The organism is Pleurocapsa sp. PCC 7319 (assembly GCF_000332195.1).
Lineage (GTDB): Bacteria > Cyanobacteriota > Cyanobacteriia > Cyanobacteriales > Xenococcaceae > Waterburya.
Genome location: NZ_KB235922.1, coordinates 2683130 through 2701221 on the forward strand (window position 1 = coordinate 2683130; position 18092 = coordinate 2701221).

General features: G+C 37.9%; 20 protein-coding genes and 1 pseudogene. 7 read left to right on the forward strand and 14 right to left on the reverse strand.

Going from position 1 to position 18092, the window contains the following annotated elements; genetic code table 11:
- Nucleotides 1-265: 265 nt before the first annotated feature.
- Together PLEUR7319_RS0116085 and PLEUR7319_RS35640 are read right to left on the reverse strand one after the other, a co-directional pair.
- The gene (locus tag PLEUR7319_RS0116085; RefSeq protein ID WP_019506255.1) at nucleotides 266-721 is read right to left on the reverse strand and encodes an NUDIX domain-containing protein; all 456 of its coding nucleotides are present in this window, start codon (nucleotides 719-721) and stop codon (nucleotides 266-268) included.
- 82 nt (nucleotides 722-803) lie between these two features.
- Nucleotides 804-1196: a hypothetical protein gene (locus tag PLEUR7319_RS35640; RefSeq protein WP_036800165.1), complete on the reverse strand. Its 393-nt coding sequence runs from the start codon at nucleotides 1194-1196 to the stop codon at nucleotides 804-806.
- A gap of 78 nt (nucleotides 1197-1274) precedes the next feature.
- On the opposite strand from PLEUR7319_RS35640, the gene folD reads away from it, so the two are divergent.
- Together folD and PLEUR7319_RS0116100 are read left to right on the forward strand one after the other, a co-directional pair.
- Nucleotides 1275-2147 (forward strand): bifunctional methylenetetrahydrofolate dehydrogenase/methenyltetrahydrofolate cyclohydrolase FolD, encoded by an 873-nt coding sequence (gene folD / locus PLEUR7319_RS0116095; RefSeq protein WP_019506257.1) that lies wholly within the window; start codon nucleotides 1275-1277, stop codon nucleotides 2145-2147.
- Nucleotides 2148-2242: 95 nt separating this feature from the next.
- Nucleotides 2243-2734 carry a sterol desaturase family protein gene (locus PLEUR7319_RS0116100; protein ID WP_019506258.1) on the forward strand — a complete coding sequence of 164 codons (492 nt, stop codon included), beginning with the start codon at nucleotides 2243-2245 and terminating at the stop codon, nucleotides 2732-2734.
- Nucleotides 2735-2900: 166 nt separating this feature from the next.
- On the opposite strand, the gene mnmE is transcribed toward PLEUR7319_RS0116100, so the two are convergent.
- Nucleotides 2901-4277 carry a tRNA uridine-5-carboxymethylaminomethyl(34) synthesis GTPase MnmE gene (gene mnmE / locus PLEUR7319_RS0116105; RefSeq protein WP_019506259.1) on the reverse strand — a complete coding sequence of 459 codons (1377 nt, stop codon included), beginning with the start codon at nucleotides 4275-4277 and terminating at the stop codon, nucleotides 2901-2903.
- Between the two features lie 145 nt (nucleotides 4278-4422).
- Between mnmE and queC the strand changes: the two genes are divergently transcribed.
- Together queC and PLEUR7319_RS0116115 are read left to right on the forward strand one after the other, a co-directional pair.
- The gene (queC, locus tag PLEUR7319_RS0116110) at nucleotides 4423-5115 is read left to right on the forward strand and encodes a 7-cyano-7-deazaguanine synthase QueC (protein WP_019506260.1); all 693 of its coding nucleotides are present in this window, start codon (nucleotides 4423-4425) and stop codon (nucleotides 5113-5115) included.
- Between the two features lie 186 nt (nucleotides 5116-5301).
- A complete protein-coding gene (locus PLEUR7319_RS0116115) occupies nucleotides 5302-6327 on the forward strand; it encodes a DUF1517 domain-containing protein (protein ID WP_019506261.1) in 1026 nt (341 codons plus the stop codon).
- 59 nt (nucleotides 6328-6386) lie between these two features.
- Here the strand turns inward: PLEUR7319_RS0116115 and PLEUR7319_RS0116120 are convergent, their stop codons facing one another.
- The 7 genes from PLEUR7319_RS0116120 to PLEUR7319_RS42730 form a co-directional block, all read right to left on the reverse strand.
- Entirely contained in the window at nucleotides 6387-7103 is a 717-nt protein-coding gene (locus tag PLEUR7319_RS0116120) for a transposase (protein ID WP_019506262.1), read from the reverse strand.
- Nucleotides 7079-7639 carry a helix-turn-helix domain-containing protein gene (locus tag PLEUR7319_RS0116125; protein WP_019506217.1) on the reverse strand — a complete coding sequence of 187 codons (561 nt, stop codon included), beginning with the start codon at nucleotides 7637-7639 and terminating at the stop codon, nucleotides 7079-7081. Before PLEUR7319_RS0116125 ends, PLEUR7319_RS0116120 begins: the two co-directional genes overlap by 25 nt.
- 300 nt (nucleotides 7640-7939) lie before the next feature.
- Nucleotides 7940-9535 carry a contractile injection system tape measure protein gene (locus PLEUR7319_RS0116130; protein ID WP_019506263.1) on the reverse strand — a complete coding sequence of 532 codons (1596 nt, stop codon included), beginning with the start codon at nucleotides 9533-9535 and terminating at the stop codon, nucleotides 7940-7942.
- 28 nt (nucleotides 9536-9563) lie between these two features.
- Entirely contained in the window at nucleotides 9564-9899 is a 336-nt protein-coding gene (locus PLEUR7319_RS43150) for a contractile injection system tape measure protein (RefSeq protein WP_019506264.1), read from the reverse strand.
- Nucleotides 9900-9925: 26 nt separating this feature from the next.
- Nucleotides 9926-12370 carry a hypothetical protein gene (locus PLEUR7319_RS0116140; RefSeq protein ID WP_019506265.1) on the reverse strand — a complete coding sequence of 815 codons (2445 nt, stop codon included), beginning with the start codon at nucleotides 12368-12370 and terminating at the stop codon, nucleotides 9926-9928.
- On the reverse strand, nucleotides 12363-12602 hold the full coding sequence (locus PLEUR7319_RS0116145; RefSeq protein WP_019506266.1) for a hypothetical protein: 240 nt from the start codon (nucleotides 12600-12602) through the stop codon (nucleotides 12363-12365). Before PLEUR7319_RS0116145 ends, PLEUR7319_RS0116140 begins: the two co-directional genes overlap by 8 nt.
- 251 nt (nucleotides 12603-12853) lie before the next feature.
- Entirely contained in the window at nucleotides 12854-13048 is a 195-nt protein-coding gene (locus PLEUR7319_RS42730; RefSeq protein WP_019506267.1) for a hypothetical protein, read from the reverse strand.
- A gap of 92 nt (nucleotides 13049-13140) precedes the next feature.
- Between PLEUR7319_RS42730 and PLEUR7319_RS0116155 the strand changes: the two genes are divergently transcribed.
- Both PLEUR7319_RS0116155 and PLEUR7319_RS0116160 read left to right on the forward strand, forming a co-directional pair.
- Complete coding sequence (locus PLEUR7319_RS0116155; RefSeq protein ID WP_019503404.1) at nucleotides 13141-13503, forward strand: IS630 transposase-related protein; 363 nt, start codon at nucleotides 13141-13143, stop codon at nucleotides 13501-13503.
- Between the two features lie 2 nt (nucleotides 13504-13505).
- Nucleotides 13506-14009: pseudogene (locus tag PLEUR7319_RS0116160) on the forward strand (IS630 family transposase); the annotation flags it as partial.
- Here PLEUR7319_RS0116160 and PLEUR7319_RS0116165 read toward each other — a convergent pair.
- Nucleotides 14010-14627 (reverse strand): nucleotidyltransferase domain-containing protein, encoded by a 618-nt coding sequence (locus PLEUR7319_RS0116165; protein ID WP_019506268.1) that lies wholly within the window; start codon nucleotides 14625-14627, stop codon nucleotides 14010-14012.
- Nucleotides 14628-14690: 63 nt separating this feature from the next.
- Nucleotides 14691-15260: a 2OG-Fe(II) oxygenase gene (locus tag PLEUR7319_RS38240; protein WP_019506269.1), complete on the reverse strand. Its 570-nt coding sequence runs from the start codon at nucleotides 15258-15260 to the stop codon at nucleotides 14691-14693.
- A gap of 548 nt (nucleotides 15261-15808) precedes the next feature.
- Between PLEUR7319_RS38240 and PLEUR7319_RS35645 the strand changes: the two genes are divergently transcribed.
- A protein-coding gene (locus PLEUR7319_RS35645) for an IS5 family transposase (RefSeq protein WP_144054247.1) occupies nucleotides 15809-16631 on the forward strand; the annotation gives its coding sequence in 2 pieces (ribosomal slippage) (nucleotides 15809-16219 and nucleotides 16221-16631; 822 coding nt in all).
- Nucleotides 16632-16773: 142 nt separating this feature from the next.
- On the opposite strand, the gene PLEUR7319_RS0116180 is transcribed toward PLEUR7319_RS35645, so the two are convergent.
- Nucleotides 16774-17358 carry a GyrI-like domain-containing protein gene (locus PLEUR7319_RS0116180; RefSeq protein WP_019506270.1) on the reverse strand — a complete coding sequence of 195 codons (585 nt, stop codon included), beginning with the start codon at nucleotides 17356-17358 and terminating at the stop codon, nucleotides 16774-16776.
- A gap of 3 nt (nucleotides 17359-17361) precedes the next feature.
- Complete coding sequence (locus PLEUR7319_RS0116185; protein ID WP_019504247.1) at nucleotides 17362-17964, reverse strand: transposase; 603 nt, start codon at nucleotides 17962-17964, stop codon at nucleotides 17362-17364.
- Nucleotides 17965-18092: the final 128 nt, after the last annotated feature.

Sequence of the window (18092 nt, forward strand, 5' to 3'; positions counted from 1 at the left end):
ATCAGATTTCTGAATGGTAGTTCGGAGTTAAAGTAGAGCAAATTATCTTCACGAGCAAATTATGTAAAATACTTTTAATCAATTTATCCCACGATAGTATCAACAGGTAAACCGGAGTTTGCAGATTATAATTATTGAGTTTTTGATCTTTACTTCTCTCGTCAGTACATAATATAAGGGTTAATCTTTTATATATGTATAACATTTTGCTGTAACTCTCTGCTGACAATGCTGACAAGTTGTCAATAAAATTAAATATCTAATTCTAATCATCTGCCAAATCTGAAGCCATAAAATTGAGCAAAATTTGACGGTGAATGCCTCCTATTGGTCTTGACTCGCCTGCTTTAGCAGAATAAGCGTAACCAAGCTTAATCTCGGTAGGAGTTAATAGACCCAGATCCCATCCTTCATTTAATTCTAATTCATCGATAGTAACGATTAGAGGGCAAAAAAATAGATAGCGTTTAATATTTTGCTCTGTATAACAGCCAAGTTCCTTCAGTTGTTGGGGCTGATAATTAATTTCTTCAATTAACTCTCGTTTAAGTCCTGCTTCTGGTTTTTCTCCCGGTTCTAAATGACCCCCAAATAAACCCCAAACCCCAGGATGAACAATAGTAGGAATATTATCTCGTAATTGCATCAAATATTTACCATCTTGATGAATTATTGCCAAGGTTACGGATATGGGCTGTAAAGATTGAGAGCAATCATTCATAAAATTTAGCTTATGTTTAAATTATTTAGAGATTGTCTGGGCAATTTTTACTTATAAATTTTTTTTGCTATTGTACTAACTTTTAATTATTGTTAATTGACTGGGGACTATCTAGCTGTTCTAGTTCAACCAGATACAGATCTCCTAACTCTTGCTCAGCAAAAGGCAAACTTTGATATTCAATCTTACCCTTAATAGTTATTTGCTGCCCCAGTTGAGGACTAGTTTGGGATGTAACGATCCAGATCTTGCCTGTGGCATCTTCTATCTGATATGCAGCATTATCGACAAAAGGAGCTAAATGCACCACCTTACCTGTTACGTATATAGTTTTGCCGATATTTTGGGTCGAGATTTTATCAATAGAAATAAATGCTGTTTTACAACTTACTAAGCTGCCCAGTAATATTGTGCCAAGGCTAATTAGCAACAGTTTGCTTATAACTGGCTTAAACTTGATCTTGGAAATTAGCATGGGCAAATATATTTTTTTCCCAGTCATCAACACCCAGCTTAACCTGTTTAATTTTTAGTTTAATTTTTACAAGTACTTATGTCTGCTCAATCACCTTGCCTATTGGATGGTAAAGCTTTAGCCCAAAAAATTCAGTTAGAGTTAAAAACTAAAGTCGCCCAGCTAGAATCTAAAATGGGTCGTCCTCCTGGCTTGGCTGTATTGATGGTGGGTGATAATCCCGCCAGTGCCGTCTATGTCCGTAATAAAGAGCGAGCTTGTCAGAAGGTAGGGATTGCTTCGATGGGTAGACACTTTGCTGCCGATACGACTCAAGAGGAGTTAGAACAGGTAATTGCCCAATTAAATCAGGACGAGAAAGTAGACGGTATTTTAGTCCAACTGCCCTTACCAAGTCATCTAGACTCAATTGCTCTTTTACATCGCATTGATCCTGATAAAGATGCTGATGGTTTACATCCAGTCAATTTAGGTAAGCTAGTGCGTTCAGAGTCTGGTTTACGTAGTTGCACTCCCGCTGGGGTTATGCGACTTTTGCAGGAATATGATATTTCTCTTTCGGGTAAAAAAGCTGTGGTGATAGGAAGAAGTATTTTAGTTGGTAAACCGATCGCTCTGATGCTGCTGGAGAAGAATGCCACGGTGACTATTGCTCATTCACGAACTCAAGATCTAGGTGCGGTGTGTCGTGAGGCAGATATTTTAGTGGCGGCAGTGGGTCAACCAGAAATGATTACCCACGAGATGGTGCAACCTGGTGCAGTAGTAATAGATGTAGGTATTAATCGACTAGAAAATAGTGAGGGAAAATCGAAATTGGTTGGTGACGTAGATTTTGAGGGAGTAGCAGCGAACGCCAGCTACATTACCCCTGTACCTGGAGGTATTGGTCCCATGACGGTAGCAATGTTACTCAGCAATACGGTGCAGAGTTATAGCCAAAAAGTTTAGTAACACTACTGTTGCTTCTTCCAAGATTTTAGATTAGATAGTATATAATCTTATTTTTCAGATAATTAAATTAATTGAGTGAAAAAGCTAAATTTATGCTGCTGCTTATTTTTTGCTTCTTACTAGCTTTTATTTGGTCAAGTTTTATTGAATACTGGCTGCATCGCCTAATGCATATATATCCTCGCTTTGGTCGAGATATTATTCCTCACTATAGGCACCACAAAGAAAACTCAGCTCAAGGGGTTATACCAGAATTTAAAGATTATTCAATGGCAGTACCTTCAGGTTTGCTTGCCTTTTTGATCTCCGTTCCTGTAGGAATTAGTTTTATTTTGGGAAGCTTAGTTTATGCTATTTTTGCCGCCTATGCCCATCAGTTACAGCACGAAAACCCAACCAAATGTGTTTGGTTGAAGATGCCTGTTCACTATGTACATCATAAATACAATCAGTGGGATTATAATTTTGGTTTGGCGGTAGATTGGTGGGACAAGGTATTTGGTACTTATAAAGCAGTCGATTGGTTAACAGAAGAAGAACTTGAAAGACCCGAACAAGGCTATCTACAATTAAAGTGGTGGTAAGTAGATCCACTTTATTAAATATGGAATGGTTAAGATCGGGGTTAGGTGATAGGGGTTAGGGATTAGGGAGAATCATCTTCAATTTTTTTACTGTTCTATTAGACGTTTTATAGGTGGAGCTACTTAATACTTAGTTGTGTTCTCAAAAACCGTAATTTTTTAATTGTTACTTGCCAATACAAAAACGACTAAAGATGCGATCTAAGACTGATTCAGTCACTTCTTCTCCAGTTATTTCACCTAAAGCCTGAATCGCACCACGGAGGTCGATAGTCCAAAAATCTAGTGGCAGTTGATTAGTAATGGTTTCTTGCACTTGTTGCAGGGCGATTTTAGCTCTAGTTAAGGCGGAAGCCTGTCTTTGATTAACTGCTACTTCGGAATTGGTAGCTAAAATTTTCTTTTGCGCCACTGATGCTAAAATCGCCAATTCCAAATCATCAATCCCCTCATTTTTGGCAGCACTGGTATGAACTACTTGTTTGATTTCTGGAGGGTAATTAATAGATTGAGGAGCGATTAAGTCAGTTTTGTTGACTATCAGTATTAGTGGTTGATGTTTTACTTGTTGATATATTTTTTGGTCAGCAATAGTCCAACCTACCGAAGCATCAATAGTTAATAAGATTAAATCTGCTGCTTCGGCAGCATCGCGCGATCGCTCGACACCAATTTTTTCTACAGCATCTATCGTTTCTCTGATTCCTGCGGTATCCAGGACTTTAATCGGAATTCCCCCCACTACCAAAGTAGACTCAATCACATCACGAGTTGTACCGGGTAAATCAGTGACAATGGCGCGATCACTTCGACTCCAAGCGTTAAGCAAACTGGATTTCCCCACATTGGGGCAACCCACAATAGCAACTTTTAAACCACTCCTTAATAATTCTCCTTGTTCCGCTGTTGCTAAAATAGCTTCTACTTGGGTTAAGGTCCCAGTTAGTTGTTGCTTTATTTCCTTTTCATCTAGGGGTGGTAAGTCGTCGGCAAAATCAATGCGGGCTTCTACTTCAGCCAAAATGTCTAAGCAAGTAGCCCGCAAATCGCGAATCGGACTAGCTAACTTACCTTGTAATCCTGCTAAGGCTATTTGAGAAGCTGCTTGAGATTGGGCGGCAACTAATTCGGCAATACTTTCTGCTTGGGTTAAATCAATTCTGCCATTGAGAAAAGCTCTCTGGGTAAACTCTCCTGGTTGAGCTAATCTTGCCCCCTCAGCAATACATAACTGTAAGACTTCTTGTACGGCAATAATACCTCCATGACAGTGAAATTCCACTACATCTTCCCGCGTAAAAGAACGAGGTCGCAGCATTAACAGTAATAAAGCCTCATCTACGGTTTGTTTAGTTAGAGGGTGACGAATATAACCATAAAGAATACGATGACTTGACCATTCCTGCTTACCAGCCCCCTTGAATAAGATACGGGCAATACTCAGGGCTCTTTCTCCTGAGAGGCGTACTATACCCACACTTCCCTGTTGAGGCACAATAGCAGTGGCGATCGCCACTATGGTTTCTCCCTGAACTAAAGACATTTAGGTAAAATATATGCTTGCTTCGTATTAAACTATAAAACTTTCTAATCGTTTCTTTATTGTGTAGCATTTATTATTTATCATTGTCATTTATCATTTAAACCACTTCTACGTTGGAAATCAGCAGTTTTCGATTATTAAATTCATGAATAAAGCCGTAGTCTTACTCTCTGGGGGATTGGATTCCGCCACCACCGCAGCTATTGCCATTACAGCAGGATATGAGGCGATCGCGCTTTCTTTTCGCTATGGTCAACGTCACCAGAAAGAATTAGATGCTGCGACCAATATAGCTAAGATATTGGGGATCGCAGAACATTATGTAGTGGATGTTAATCTCTCACAATGGGGTGGCTCGTCGTTGACAGATGAATCTCTGACTATTCCCCAAAAGGGACTACAACCAGATATTATTCCTTCTACCTATGTACCGGGACGCAATACAGTTTTTATCGCGATCGCCCTTTCTTTGGCGGAGGCGAAAAATGCTCAGGCTATTTATTTAGGAATTAATGCGGTAGATTATTCTGGCTATCCTGATTGTCGCCCTGAATATTTGCAAGCCTATCAACAGCTAGCCAATCTCTCTTCCAAAGTTGGCATCGAAGGCAATACTCCTCAGTTAGTCGCCCCCTTAGTGAATGATTCTAAAGTGGATATTGTACGTCGCGCTCTCGAATTAAATGTACCAATTGCCGATACTTGGTCATGTTATCAAGGGGGAGAAACTCCTTGTGGATTGTGTGATTCTTGTCGAATTCGCGATCGGGCTTTAATAGAAGTTGGTCGTTTTGATTTAACCAGTGAAGCTAGTAAATCACTAAAAGCTGATAATTAATTATGATAATTAATTAAATATCAATAATTTTGGGTTTATTAACTAAAAAATCATAAATATCTATAAATAAACACAAATGAATTATATTAATAAGTACTGGATTGATTGCGCATATTAGTATTTATAATCAAATTGGGCGTGTTTAAGTATAAGGATTTTAACTGGTATTTTTTTTTAGCAACATTAATGGTTGTAATTGCAATTCAGCAGATAAATTTAACTTCGGCAACAGTTATAACTACTAATAGTCATTTAACTCAGGAAGTAATTACTCTCAACGATCAAGCCAAAACAACTACTCAGAACACCAAAGCATTAACATACTTAGATCAGGTTTCTAATAAGTTTAATGTAGAGTTAGCTGTAGCTTCTTCAGAAAATCAATCTAACTTAACTAATTATCATGCTGCTCAAGTTGAGCGTATTGACGAGAAGGCTAACCCCAACACTAAAGAAGTCAAGATAGCCTCTTTGTCTATTTTTTTACTACTGTTTATTTCTATTGTTGTCTTTTATGCTTTCTTTTTATTCTACAAATGGCTTTTAGGAGTCGATAGTCATAAGCTAGTTAGATTACAAGACAGTTACAATGCAGAACAGCCCTCGGCTTTTTTAAATCCCGAAAACCAAGATGTCGTTCCAGCCAAAGATAATCACCAAGCAACGGTATCTAAACTACAAATTGCCTTTTCTTCTCAGGCTAATAATCTACAAGAAAAATTAGCCCAAGCCGTTTTAAGTGTTGAGATTAGACAAGATCAAGGGTTAATCGAATTGATGCATAAAACTCTATCAGTTTTAATCGATCAAGAGCATTGGACTCATGTGAACCAGACTTCGGTATCTCTTCCTCTACAAGATGTCAAAGCAGAATTTGAGGCAATTATTGATACCGAATATAACAAATCAGTTAGAGAAAAGATAAATACTAGTAATAGCAACACCCAAGTGGAAAAATCTTCAGAGTCTAGTGAAGATGACATTTTTAAATATATTGTAGTTACTTTAGTTATATGTACAGCCCACAAAAAACTTTTACATAACACAATTCATACTAAGGAACAGTTAAATGAGGAATTAATAGAACTTAGTCAGATGGAAAAGGATAAGTTAATTAAATTTGATTTAGTTTGGAATCCAGGAACAGCAGGTAATTACATTACCAACAATCAATTGCTTAGAGAGTATGGCGATCTGCTCAGGCTTTTTTAATCAAAAGCATTGATAGTCTAAAAAACTACTAGTGGATTGGGGCTTAAATAAGGTAACTATTAAACAGTTAAAACCTTACCTTTATAAGTCCATTTGAAAGGCTTTGCCATCTTATCGTTGTAGTAAGCAATAAAATCAAGAATCTTCGTCGCTAAATCTCCTGTACTTAGAAAACTGCTTCGCTTGAGAAGTTTACGCATTAAAATACTGAACCAAATTTCAACAACTCGATTGGTCATGGCGGGGAAACCCCGCCGACCCTCTCGTTCAATTTGATTTAACCAAGAACAGTGTTTTGGAGTGTAATGAAAGACGACCTCATGCTCAGGATTGCTTAAAAATTTGGCTCGAGTTTCCATTGACTGAAGAATTCCCGACTGACCTTTTTTACCCAATGTTACGGCGGGAATTCCCTCATTAGACGCAATCCAACGAACCAAAGATTCAGAGACATGGATATTTAAACAATCCATGACTAAATGCCACTTTTTAACTCTTTGGTTAGCTTTAATCATTCGCTGCACATGGACAATAAAATCTAACTCCGTTCTAGTTTGACCAATACTTTCATATATGATTTTGCCACTACTAATATCAAAACTAGCAATTAGAGTTTGAGTGCCGTGTCGAATATATTCAAACTCTCTTTTGGCTGGCTGACCTGGTTTCATTGGTTTGTCAAAATATTTTCGCTCCAGAGCTTGAATCCCTGTCATCTCATCGGTACTGATAACTCTTTCTTCCCTTTTTCTTAAATCTTGTGCTTGTTTGTACAACCAACAGATGTTTTTGATTTTTTCATCAAACTTTTCGTCGGGGGGGGATTCAACCAATATTCTGAGACATGGGGTTTTAAGGTGGCTTCGGAGAGTAATCTGCCCACGTGCCTTGTGGAAATACTTCCGACTATTCCTTGTTTGACCATCTCTTCTGCTAATTCTCTTGATGTCCAATGACTGATTGGTCTGCCATATTTTTCTGGTGACTCACAAGCAATGGCAAATAATTGTAATACTTGTTCCGTCGTAAATTTAGTCGGTGACCCTGGTCTTTCTGCATCCAATAGTCTTTCCTTGACGAGTGCATCTTTTTGCTTCAACTGTAACCATCTTTCTCGCCACAGTCTTGCCATTTTTCGGCTAATGTCTAATTCTTTTGCAATAGTGCGATGATTTTTTCCTTGAGATGCCAAAAGTATAATTTTGGCTCTCTTGGCAACTTGTTGACTGGTACTATGACGAGCCAAAATCTTTTCTAATTCTTGTTTCTCTTCATTGTCTAACTTTACTGGTTTAGGAGCTAGTCTTGGCATCTGCTTTCTTCTCTTATTTTTACTCCTGATTAATGGTATCTTTATTTGCGCCCTAATCCACTAGTAGTTGCGCATTTCAATAGAATCTGGTCAAATATTTGCCTAGGAACTACAGCAGCACAAAGGGCTGGATTAACCTCAAGACAATGGAATTGGAATAATATCGTTACCTATGCCATAGTTTTTTGATTCACCACCCGTTGCTTCAACTCAGTTGCAATGGCGAGATTTGATCGTTGCCCCAATTCCTAAAATGCCCATCAATTATTGACCTCCAGTGTTTTGTAAAGATTATCTGTATTACCATTCGACATGAAGAATCTGAAGCATGTAAGGAAGCTTGATGATACGAATACTCCAAGGCATTTGATCGATTAAAATATCGTGAGTTTTATGTTCGACTTGTAGTAAAAGATGGTCATTTTTGAATTTCAAAACTCCATTTCTTTGCAAAAAACCTCTTTTGAGACCATCAATTGAAATGTTTTTCAGAACTGACCAATTTTGAATGACTGCACAGAGAAGCTCTTCACATTCATTCTGCTCATCTTTTGATAAAACTAAACTGTTAGGAATAGGTTCTTCAAGACTTTTGCCACACAAAAGTTTATTTAAAGGTAATAAATACTCTAAGGATTCAGTCGAACCGTCTACTAAATACTGAAGTATCAGTATTGCTCGGTGAGCAGTCTGAGATGTTATGAATTTTCCTGATTGGACTAGGCTTAAGGTTTCAAAAAATCGATTAAGAAATGGCCACAATAAAATTAATCCAGAATTTTGGATGTAAATTTCGGAATTGTTTCTAAAAGCGACAGATGAATTATTGAATGGGTCAGCTTCAATTCTTTCGTCTAACTTCTTATGGAGGAGGGATTCGCTAGTTGTTAATGGAAAAATTTCTGGCTGAGATATTAGCTGAGATATTGGATTTTGGGTCGTTAGAGAATGATCGAAGATCGCCTGAATAACAGTTTTGATTTCCGACAGGATTTGATTCAGGCTAGGGGATCTTGCTTGTTTTTCTAGTGCAGTAATTTGAGTTTCGCAGGTTAAAATTAGTTGTGGCAGATATTTTAATTGACTATCTAAAGAAATAGAAGATTCTTGAGTAATTAAATTGTTGATTTGTTTTAGAGTCGTTTTGATACTGGAATTATAGGAAGCTATATTCGGTACAGTAAAGTCTAAATCTTGAAGTTTAGTTAATAGCTCGATCAGGTTTTTAATGTTTTTTATTATCTTGCTTTCTGGGCTTGATAATTGTCTTATTCTCTTTGGGGATGAATTAATTAATGTTTGCGGTAATTCACTGGAAAATTTAGTTCCTGATGCTGTCAAAATTGCTATTGCAGATTGCAATTCTGCTATGAGAGATCGCCACTCTATTTTTAACTGAGTCGCAATATGTAACAGGTTTTCCCTGAGAATGATATCTATGCTGGGCTTTGAGATTGGATGTAGAGCAAGCTGTAACAAAAATCCTTGCCAAATTATTGGTTTGAGTCGAAGAAAATCGACATTTTGCCAAGATTTGACAACAGGCGTTAGGGTTTGAATATCGGTAAAATAAGGGTGAATTACAGAATACCAAGTAGGTGCTAAAAGCTTGAGTATCTCTAACCGTATTGCTTCCGAAAATTGCTCAAGAATGCGTTGTCTTGGCTTTTCTTGAGTCAGACTATTTTGCAGTAGGTTTCTCAGTATTTTCGGGGCTTTAGTCAGGAGATGGGTAAAACTTTTTTCTAGATGCTTTTGATTTAATGGTTCGCACCACCAAGGTAAACAACCAGTGTGGAAAAAGTAATGCAATAGTTCTAAATTTGCATCTATAATATTGATTGGTTCATAATTTTCCTTGACTTCGGGTTTTTGGCGATCGCCAAATTCAGACATTGAGGATTGCGATCTTGATTGCTCAGAATTAGGAGAGAATGATGTTTGCGCAACTGAGTTTAATGATGTTGGGGGGGTAGCTTGCTCTTTGTTGGGAGAACTCTTGGGAGAGGGCATCTGTCACTTTTTGGACAAAATCTGATTCTAGGTTGGCTTCATCAATAGTTCCGAGGTCGATTTCTAGGCGATTGATTCGGAAAATCTGCTCTGGATCGCTGATTTGATTGCAGTATGATTCGATCAGAGGAATAATCTTACTGCGATAGAGGGCACTTATTTTGTTTTGTAGCTCAAAGGCTTTGAGCTCAGAGTTAATGTGGAGATCGAGGATCTGTCGCTTGATGATATGGCGTTGAGAAGTCATTTGCACCTATCCAAATTTATCTCTAATCAAAGGACGATAAAGGGATTTTCTACCCTATCTTGATCGTTCTCAACAATGGTCATATATCCCAGTAAAGCGGGAGGTTGTTGGATCATACTAGAGCCTAATTCCAAGAGAGTAATCAGGCGACTGGTATAGTCTGCTGATGGAATAGTATCAGTACTACTATCGCTGGCTAACTGTTGTAACCAGATGGCGTAGGTAGTCTCAAAGTCTTGCATTTTAGCCCGTTCGAACCAGTGGAGATGCAGGGTAATATGGGCTGGAGTTTCCGCAATAAGGGTAGAGATCGCCAATTGCTGAAAGCTCGGATTACTAAACCGACCAGACCAGTTTGGAAGAATCACACTGATTTGAAAGGAAAAAGGATCGGGAAATTGGTCACTTCTGACCCAGGCTCCAGTATCTTTTGTTTCTCCTGAGATGAATTGGCGGTCAATATCAAAGGTATCTGCCTTAATATTGGTGATGGAGTAAGTGCCGTTGTAGTAAATGGAATAGAAAATATCCAGGCGATCGCCTTTTTTCAGACCATGATTTTCGGAAGTGCAAGTGACATAGCTTGTGTTATCCGATGCCTTGAATTCTGTAATCGGGTGGGAAAAACTCAGAAAGTCTTGAGATTGTTCTGAATCAGGGGCTGGGACATCTTCGAGGCGGGGGCGCAGCAGAATATGTTCAACGAGATAAAAACCTTCGGTATCATCAGAGGAAGCCAGAAATTGGCGATCTGGTTCGATACCTAATAATCTGGCAATACGTCGTTTCAACCCAGATACATTATGGAAATTTTCGATTTTATTAGGATCGAGAGTGTAGTTAAAAGCTTGATTACGACCCGCACTAACTTGAGGATAATCTAGGGCAAAATCAACTTTATGTTGGACGATCTCCGTCGAAAGATCGGAATCAGGATAGAGTAGCGAATAATCAGTAAATGTTTCCCCATACTGGGCAATGAGGTGATCTAGAAAACGGTTTTTGCGCTCTAATTCTTCTGCCTCGCTGATGGCTGACTGCTGAAGATACTCTCCATAGGAATTCTTGAGAATTGTCTTTGCACCAGGGAAATGCTCAATGCTCTGGGCAAAATAAGTTTTTATTTCCCGATTGCTGAAGGAAAATAGCTCCTTGACCCGATCGAGTTGGGCAAAATAGTTGGCGAGGAGCTGATCGAAAACCATCAAATAAGCTTGTAATTGCTTGGCTTGGGCTTGACGCTCTGCCGTAGCAGAGGCAGGTAAACCAATGTCACCGATGCCATAGGTGAGGGGAAATTCATTTTGGATCGAAACATAGTCGGCTAATTCGCGATAATCTCCTCTAGGAATGGGAATATCTTGGGGGGTCTTTACGTCTAAGGATTTGTCAGAGTTAGCCAAAAAAGCATCTTTCGCCCCTTCTACTTTGACCGAATCTAGAGGGCAATTAATCTGACCCTTATAGAATTTGATATCGCCAGATTCTACGGCTTTCTTGATGGACTTTAAACTAGGGGTGAGCTGAGGATCGAGATCTAAAGCCCATAGCTGAGGTGTTGGGGAGCGATCGCTGGCAATGGTGATACTTTTAACGGCATTAACCCCAGGCATATCTAAAATAAGATGAATTAGATCGGATGTGTGGAGTTCGCTCTGGCGCTGGAACTTTTGTAATTGTTCATCATCGATAAAGCCATGCTCAAGCTGAGGTCCGGCAAAAATATCTTCTACTGGCATACCCTGATTGAGTAATTCTGTCAGGGACAAAAATTCTAAGGTAGGGGAAATTTCCCGTTCTAAGGCAGTGTAAAGCTGTGCCATTAATTGGTGGGGATTTACTCCATCGCCAATTTCAATTTCAGCTTTAATGATGATTTCTTCCAGTGGCAAGACTCGAATCTCAACAAAGTCTTCGCAGAGATTGCGCTGTTTTTGAAGTTTCTCAGTAGCAGCTTTGACCAGATCTTCATCTTGATAGCCTGGTTCTTTTTCTAGCAGAACTCGGTAGAGTCCTCGCAAGTTAACGGGTTCGGCAAGGTTGAGGCTGCTAAAGCTTAAGCTGGCTTTGGTGGCATTATAATAAAGTTCAGGCTGGGGGATCTCAATTGGTTCTAACCAGGCATTTTTAATACCATCAATATCAATTAATATCTTGCGATAGTCATTGATGGTTAGGGGATTAACGGTGAGAATATCTCTCGCGGTTAAAAACAGGGATGGAGGATCTGACTCACTGGGGGGATAGGCCAACAGATCTTCCATCGCAAAATCAAGACGGTAGCTGAGATCGGTGATCGCATAACAAAGGGCTTCTAGTATAGTAATCCCAGGATCGTGGGAATTGTAATCAGTCCAGCGATTTCCTGCTAGTTGGGCGATCGCTTTGATACCTTCATCTCGTAGCAAGGCATAATCCATGCCAGGATGGGGAAGGGGAGCATTGGAGATGGTGATGAGAGATTCAGTCATGGGAGTTTGTTACCATCTCGGCGGGTTTACCATCTAAAGCGTCCAAGGAAGTATCAGATTCTGTATTCTCTGTCTTCGCCAATTCTTCTTTTAAGACCTGGATCGCACCTTCAATACGGAGTAAGGTATCTTGAAGGTTGGCTTTTTTGGTTTCAAGCTCTGCTAATACTTGTTGACCTGATTGAAACTCAGTTTCGAGTTCTTGGAGGCGTTGTTGGAGTTGTTGTTTCATTAGAGTCTAGAGTCTCAATTACTTAATATGTACCATTCGAAAATATCTTTGAGAGGCAAAGACCATTGTCAGTAGAGCACAAACTTTTCTATAAGATTTATGTAATGAGGTTTTTATCGATATTTCCTATGGATATAAACTAGAATGTATAAGCTTTTCAAGAGATTATTCTTCCAATTGATGATCGCCAACTTATGGTTGAACATAGGATCTTGTAGGCTGAAAACCTCATTGTTTCATGACTTCGTAATCTACTGATTGTTGATTTTTTTAATCAGAAAGTCATCTACTGCATCAATAGCCTGCAACAGCTTATCAATATCATCACAACGCTTAATGTATCGTGTAAATATGAGGAACATGTCATCTGCATAGGCTGGAAATATTTTGGAAAAAGTAAGATAGCAACTATATAAGTCTCGACTATACTGACCATGAATTGGCATAGTTATAGCTAACTGAAATAAGTTTGAATCGCTGAAGAATTAAAGCTAAATTGGGATAATAACCCTTAAACAATCGAAAATAAAACCTAAAAATGGCATATTCTTTAGATATGCGGCAACGTGCATTAGACCTGTTAGAAGAAGGCAAAAGCAAAACAGAAATATCAAGAATGCTTGGAGCTAGTAGAACAAGTATTCTTCGATGGGAAAAAAGAGCCTTAAGAGGAGAGCTTGCAGCTATTTACCCCAAAAAAAGAGGTGGGTTTAGAGTAGATGATGAAAAATTAAAAGCTTATGTCGCATTAAATCCCGATGCCTATCAAGCAGAAATAGCAGAAGCGATTAGAGCCAAAGAAAATACCGTATGTCGAGCACTTAAAAGATTGAAGATTAGTCGAAAAAAAAGACACCGCAGTACCGAGAACGGGACCAACAAAGGCGAAACGATTATTTAAAAGAGATAGAACAGTATCCCGAACAACAGAGAGTTTATCTAGATGAGAGTGGGCTATGTCATCGTTTGCAAAGAACTCATGGCTATGCTCTCAAGGGAGAAAAAGTACACGGTCTAACTGATGGCAAAAGACAGGGTAGAACCAATATCATTGGGGCTTGGTCAACAGATAATAAACTTTTTGCCACAAACACTTATGACCATACTGTCAACAAGAAGGTTTTTATGGATTGGATTAAATCTCACCTTCAGGGACATCTCACTCATGGGATGGTTGTTATCATGGATAATGCTCCTTGGCATCGGGGAAATGACATCAAAAATCTCATTGAAAGTACTGGTGCCCAACTGATAAATCTTCCCCCCTATTCTCCAGATCTAAACCCCATCGAACATGCATGGGCTAATCTCAAACATTATGTCAAATCCGCAAAAAAAGACTTTGAGCACTTCTCTGATAATTTGGCTGCACAGCTAAATAAAATGAATCATTCTAAAATCAGTTAGCTATAATTCTAAACCAACTCTTAAAATCCTTTTTGCAATCCATCCATAAATCTTGAGTATCGGTTGTTTGTACATGTCATTGAACGATAGTGTCTTCAAGGCGCGAAGGTCGGCTTTAGCTGTTTGCACATCCTGTACAAATGACTGTTGTAAAAAGCAAATACTTTTGTCTGGCTTGAATTTTTGTATCTTTTCAGATACATCTACGCCATAAATACAAATGGAATTAATTTTGAGGCTAAATTGAGTATTCCGTGATAATGCTTGATAGTTCACACCATAAATATCAATTTTCATATTCTCAGAATATACCTCTTGAATTATTTTACTTAGTTTTTTTTTGAGCTCCCTAATCGAAGTATCTTGGTAAAAAAGAACTATTAAGTCAATATCAGAAAGGGGCACATAAATCTTTCCTCTTGCAATTGAGCCGCGCATATAAATGCTGTGAATATTTTTATAATGTTCGTGACTAAGGATAGCCTTTTTTAATAAATTTATTATGTCCTTTAATGCATCCGAAATACGATCAAAATTAAGATCATTCAGTAAATACCCTTCAATATCTAGGGGGACATATTTTTCTGTTTTATTTACTATAAGTTGGTCGTTTTGCATGGCTAGCTTTTCAGCGAAAATAATCTGTAGAAAGTGAGTTATGTATTGATTGCAAATTTATTTTTAATAGTTCATCTCCAAGAAAGTAGACATTATATATTTGGGGTTTGATATGGGAGGCTTCCCTCTATGTAGATAGGTCCAAAATGGAGGAAACATCAACAACCGCCCTTGAAGAGGTTGGACTTTGTAAGTCACTGTCTTAATCACTTTAAATTCAGTCTCTCCTCCTTCCTCAACGGTGTTCAAATACCATTGAGCAACAAGCATGCGTTTACTATTTGAAATTCGCGAGACATCTACATGCCAATCAAAAAAGTGAGTTCCATCATTATCATATTTTTTGATTCGAAACTGTGTCGGAACCAGTGGAATATCGATAGCAGAATACTTTTTCTGATACCTTTGCAAATAGCTGAGTAGAGATTTTTGAGCTTGATATAAAATTTCCCATTCGACCTCATTGTCAGGGGACAACGCTAGCTCCTTGACTTTTTTGCGTTCAAACTTACGTACATTTGGCTGCACCATGCCCCAATATTGTTCTTTTTTACAGTTCTCGAAATAATTAATCACAAGCTTACAAAAATCGTGAGAGATCGTTTCATCATAAACTTCAATATATGGCTCCATAAGTTGGCTGACAGAATATGTTTAACAAAACTCTGAATGATTGACTGATAATTATCTTAGCTTTGCCTGGGAACACTTTTATTAGTCAAGTATTCATCCATCAATGCAATTCCTGAAAAGGAACCCCAATTTTGCATGAGGGCTAGCCTGAAAAATGTAAGAGTTTTTGTTGCTAGATTAATATCATGAATTGGCTAAAGTCTTTGCCTTAAGTTTTCATGATGAAGGCCATTATGTAGAAAGGTGGCATCGTTTCTAATCGGCTGCCTCCACCAGCACTGTTTGTAGTTTGGGAATTACTAAATCCCATGGAAATCCTCTTACGACTAGCGGATATTACGGCTTTATCACTCGTTTCTCTATTATGATCATCCTTGTTTTCATCATTATCGTATATGTCTTTATAAGTTAGCGTGCCAGTTGTGACGCTATTAAGATAAGTCAACTCTTTTAACCAGCCCCGCTGTGCGGTAGAAAGACCATGATTAGAACTCTTGCAAAAATATTTTGTGGTATGCTAAGAAGTTTTACTTTTTTATTAATCAAACATGAAATATTGGCAAGCTATTAAACTTCCGTCAAGAGAATTTAAGCGGCTTACTGGAGTTAAACGACAAACTTTTCGGTTAATGGTACGCTTGGTAAAAGCAGAAGAAAAACAGAAGAAAAAACCAGGGCGTCGAGCCAAATTAATTATTGAAGATCGGGTTTTAGTAACACTTCAATACTGGAGAGAATATCGAACCTACTTTCATATATCAAAAGATTGGAAACTAGCCGAATCTACAGTATGTCGTATAGTCAAAAAAGTTGAAAATATTTTAATTCAATCTCGAAAATTCAGTTTACCAGGGAAGAAAAAGTTATTGAAAAATGCTCTTAATGAAAAATTAATTTTAATGGATGTCATGGAAAGTCCAATTGAAAGACCCAAAAAACATCAAAAAAGATTTAATGCGTGGAAAACAAGGAGAGCATACTTTAAAAACCCAAGTAGTCTTTGGAGAAAAAACAGGAAAGATAATATGTCTAGATCATGAAAAAGGGAGAACTCATGATTTTAGATTATTTAAAAGTAGTCAGGTAAGATTTCATCAATTGCTTAAAGTTATAGGGGATAAAGGATATCAAGGAATCACTAAAATTCATGGGAATAGTGAAACCCCTATCAAAAAACCCCGAGGCGGAAAATTAACCAAGGAACAGAAAAAATATAATCGTCAATTAAATCGATTAAGAATTGCTGTTGAGCATATTAATCGTCGTTTAAAAATCTTTAAAATTTTGTCGTATCGATATAGAAATCGGCATCGCAGGTTTGGCTTAAGAGCGAATTTAATTGCTGGTATTTATAATCATGAATTAGCCTAATAATCGCGGTTTTAAAATTAAACTATTCCAATTTTTTCAGTAATCAATTAATTACTGAAATAGATTTTGCTGTCAATTTTTAATATAGCGATCGCCCAATAATAGTTAATCGAAAAAAATAGCTCGATTCTTACTATTTCAATCAACAAAAATTCAAACAAAAATAACCCCTTATCAGATCACAAAATATTTTTGCAAGAGTTCTATAGTGCAAGTAAACTTCGCGAGTAGAACCAGCAATTTGATAGCCATATTTCTCTATCCATTCCAATAAGCTACAGTAAGCATTTCCCAGGGAATTAAATGAACCATGATGCACTACACAAGCCATGGTTTCCACTTCAGGCAATTCATACACCCACACGGAAGGAGCTTGACGATGATCATGAGGTATAGTGTGAGGTATGGGCACAATTGCTTCGAAAGGAATGTGTTGATCTCGTAATTTAGTTTCATGATAGACATTAATACCACTACCAACATCTTTGATTCCTTGACTAAAAACATAACCATAAACTCGCTCAAACAGTTTCTCAATGATGGAAGTGCAATTATCAAAATCGGGAAGCACTCCTAAAGTGCCAGCAACCAACTGAGATTGTACAGGTTTGAGAATAATTTCGTAATTAGACATTGATTTCTCCTGTTCTAGTTCTTGTAAACGAATTGTTACTTTGTTGAAACGAGCCACGTCTTCAGCTAGTGCAGCTAGGCGGAAATAATCCACCAGTTAATCATGATCTTTAAAACCCTCAAACTTCCACACAAACGGCTTGGCAAAATGCCAATTAAAGTAATCAATAAAATTCAGAATCTTTTGCTCCAGGTCTTCAGTCGAACAGAAACTACTTCTTTTGAGCAAACGCCTGACTAAAATAGAAAACCAACACTCAATTTGGTTCAGCCCTAATGTATGTTTCGGAATATATACAAAGCGAATCCGATGTGATTCATCTGATAAAAAAGCCTCACGGCTGGTCATGGATTTTAAAATTCCTTCTTTCCCTTTAACTCCTAAATCCGTAGTAATTCCACAGTTTGATGCTACTAAATTAACTAAACTTTCTGATTTATGAGTATTGAGTTGATCCACGATAAAAATCCATGACCCTTTTTCATCAGTCTGAATTGTTTTCTGGATATGTTCATAAAAATCTTGTTCAGTTCGAGTTGCACCGATAGAGGGAGTAAGTACTTTTCCTCTGGCTACATCCCAGTTAGCAATTAAGCTTAAGGTTCCGTGGCGTTCATACTCAAATTCGATTTTCTCTACTTGTTTAGGCTTGCCTGGTTTGGCTGGAAATAATCTTTCAAGAGCTTGAATACCTGTCATTTCATCGGTACTAACCAAATGAATACCTTGTTCTAATAACTTTAAGGCATTTTGATGCAGTTGACAGATATATTTGACTTGCTTTTTAAATTTTAGGGGGTCATCAATTTTGGGATTTAACCAGTAAC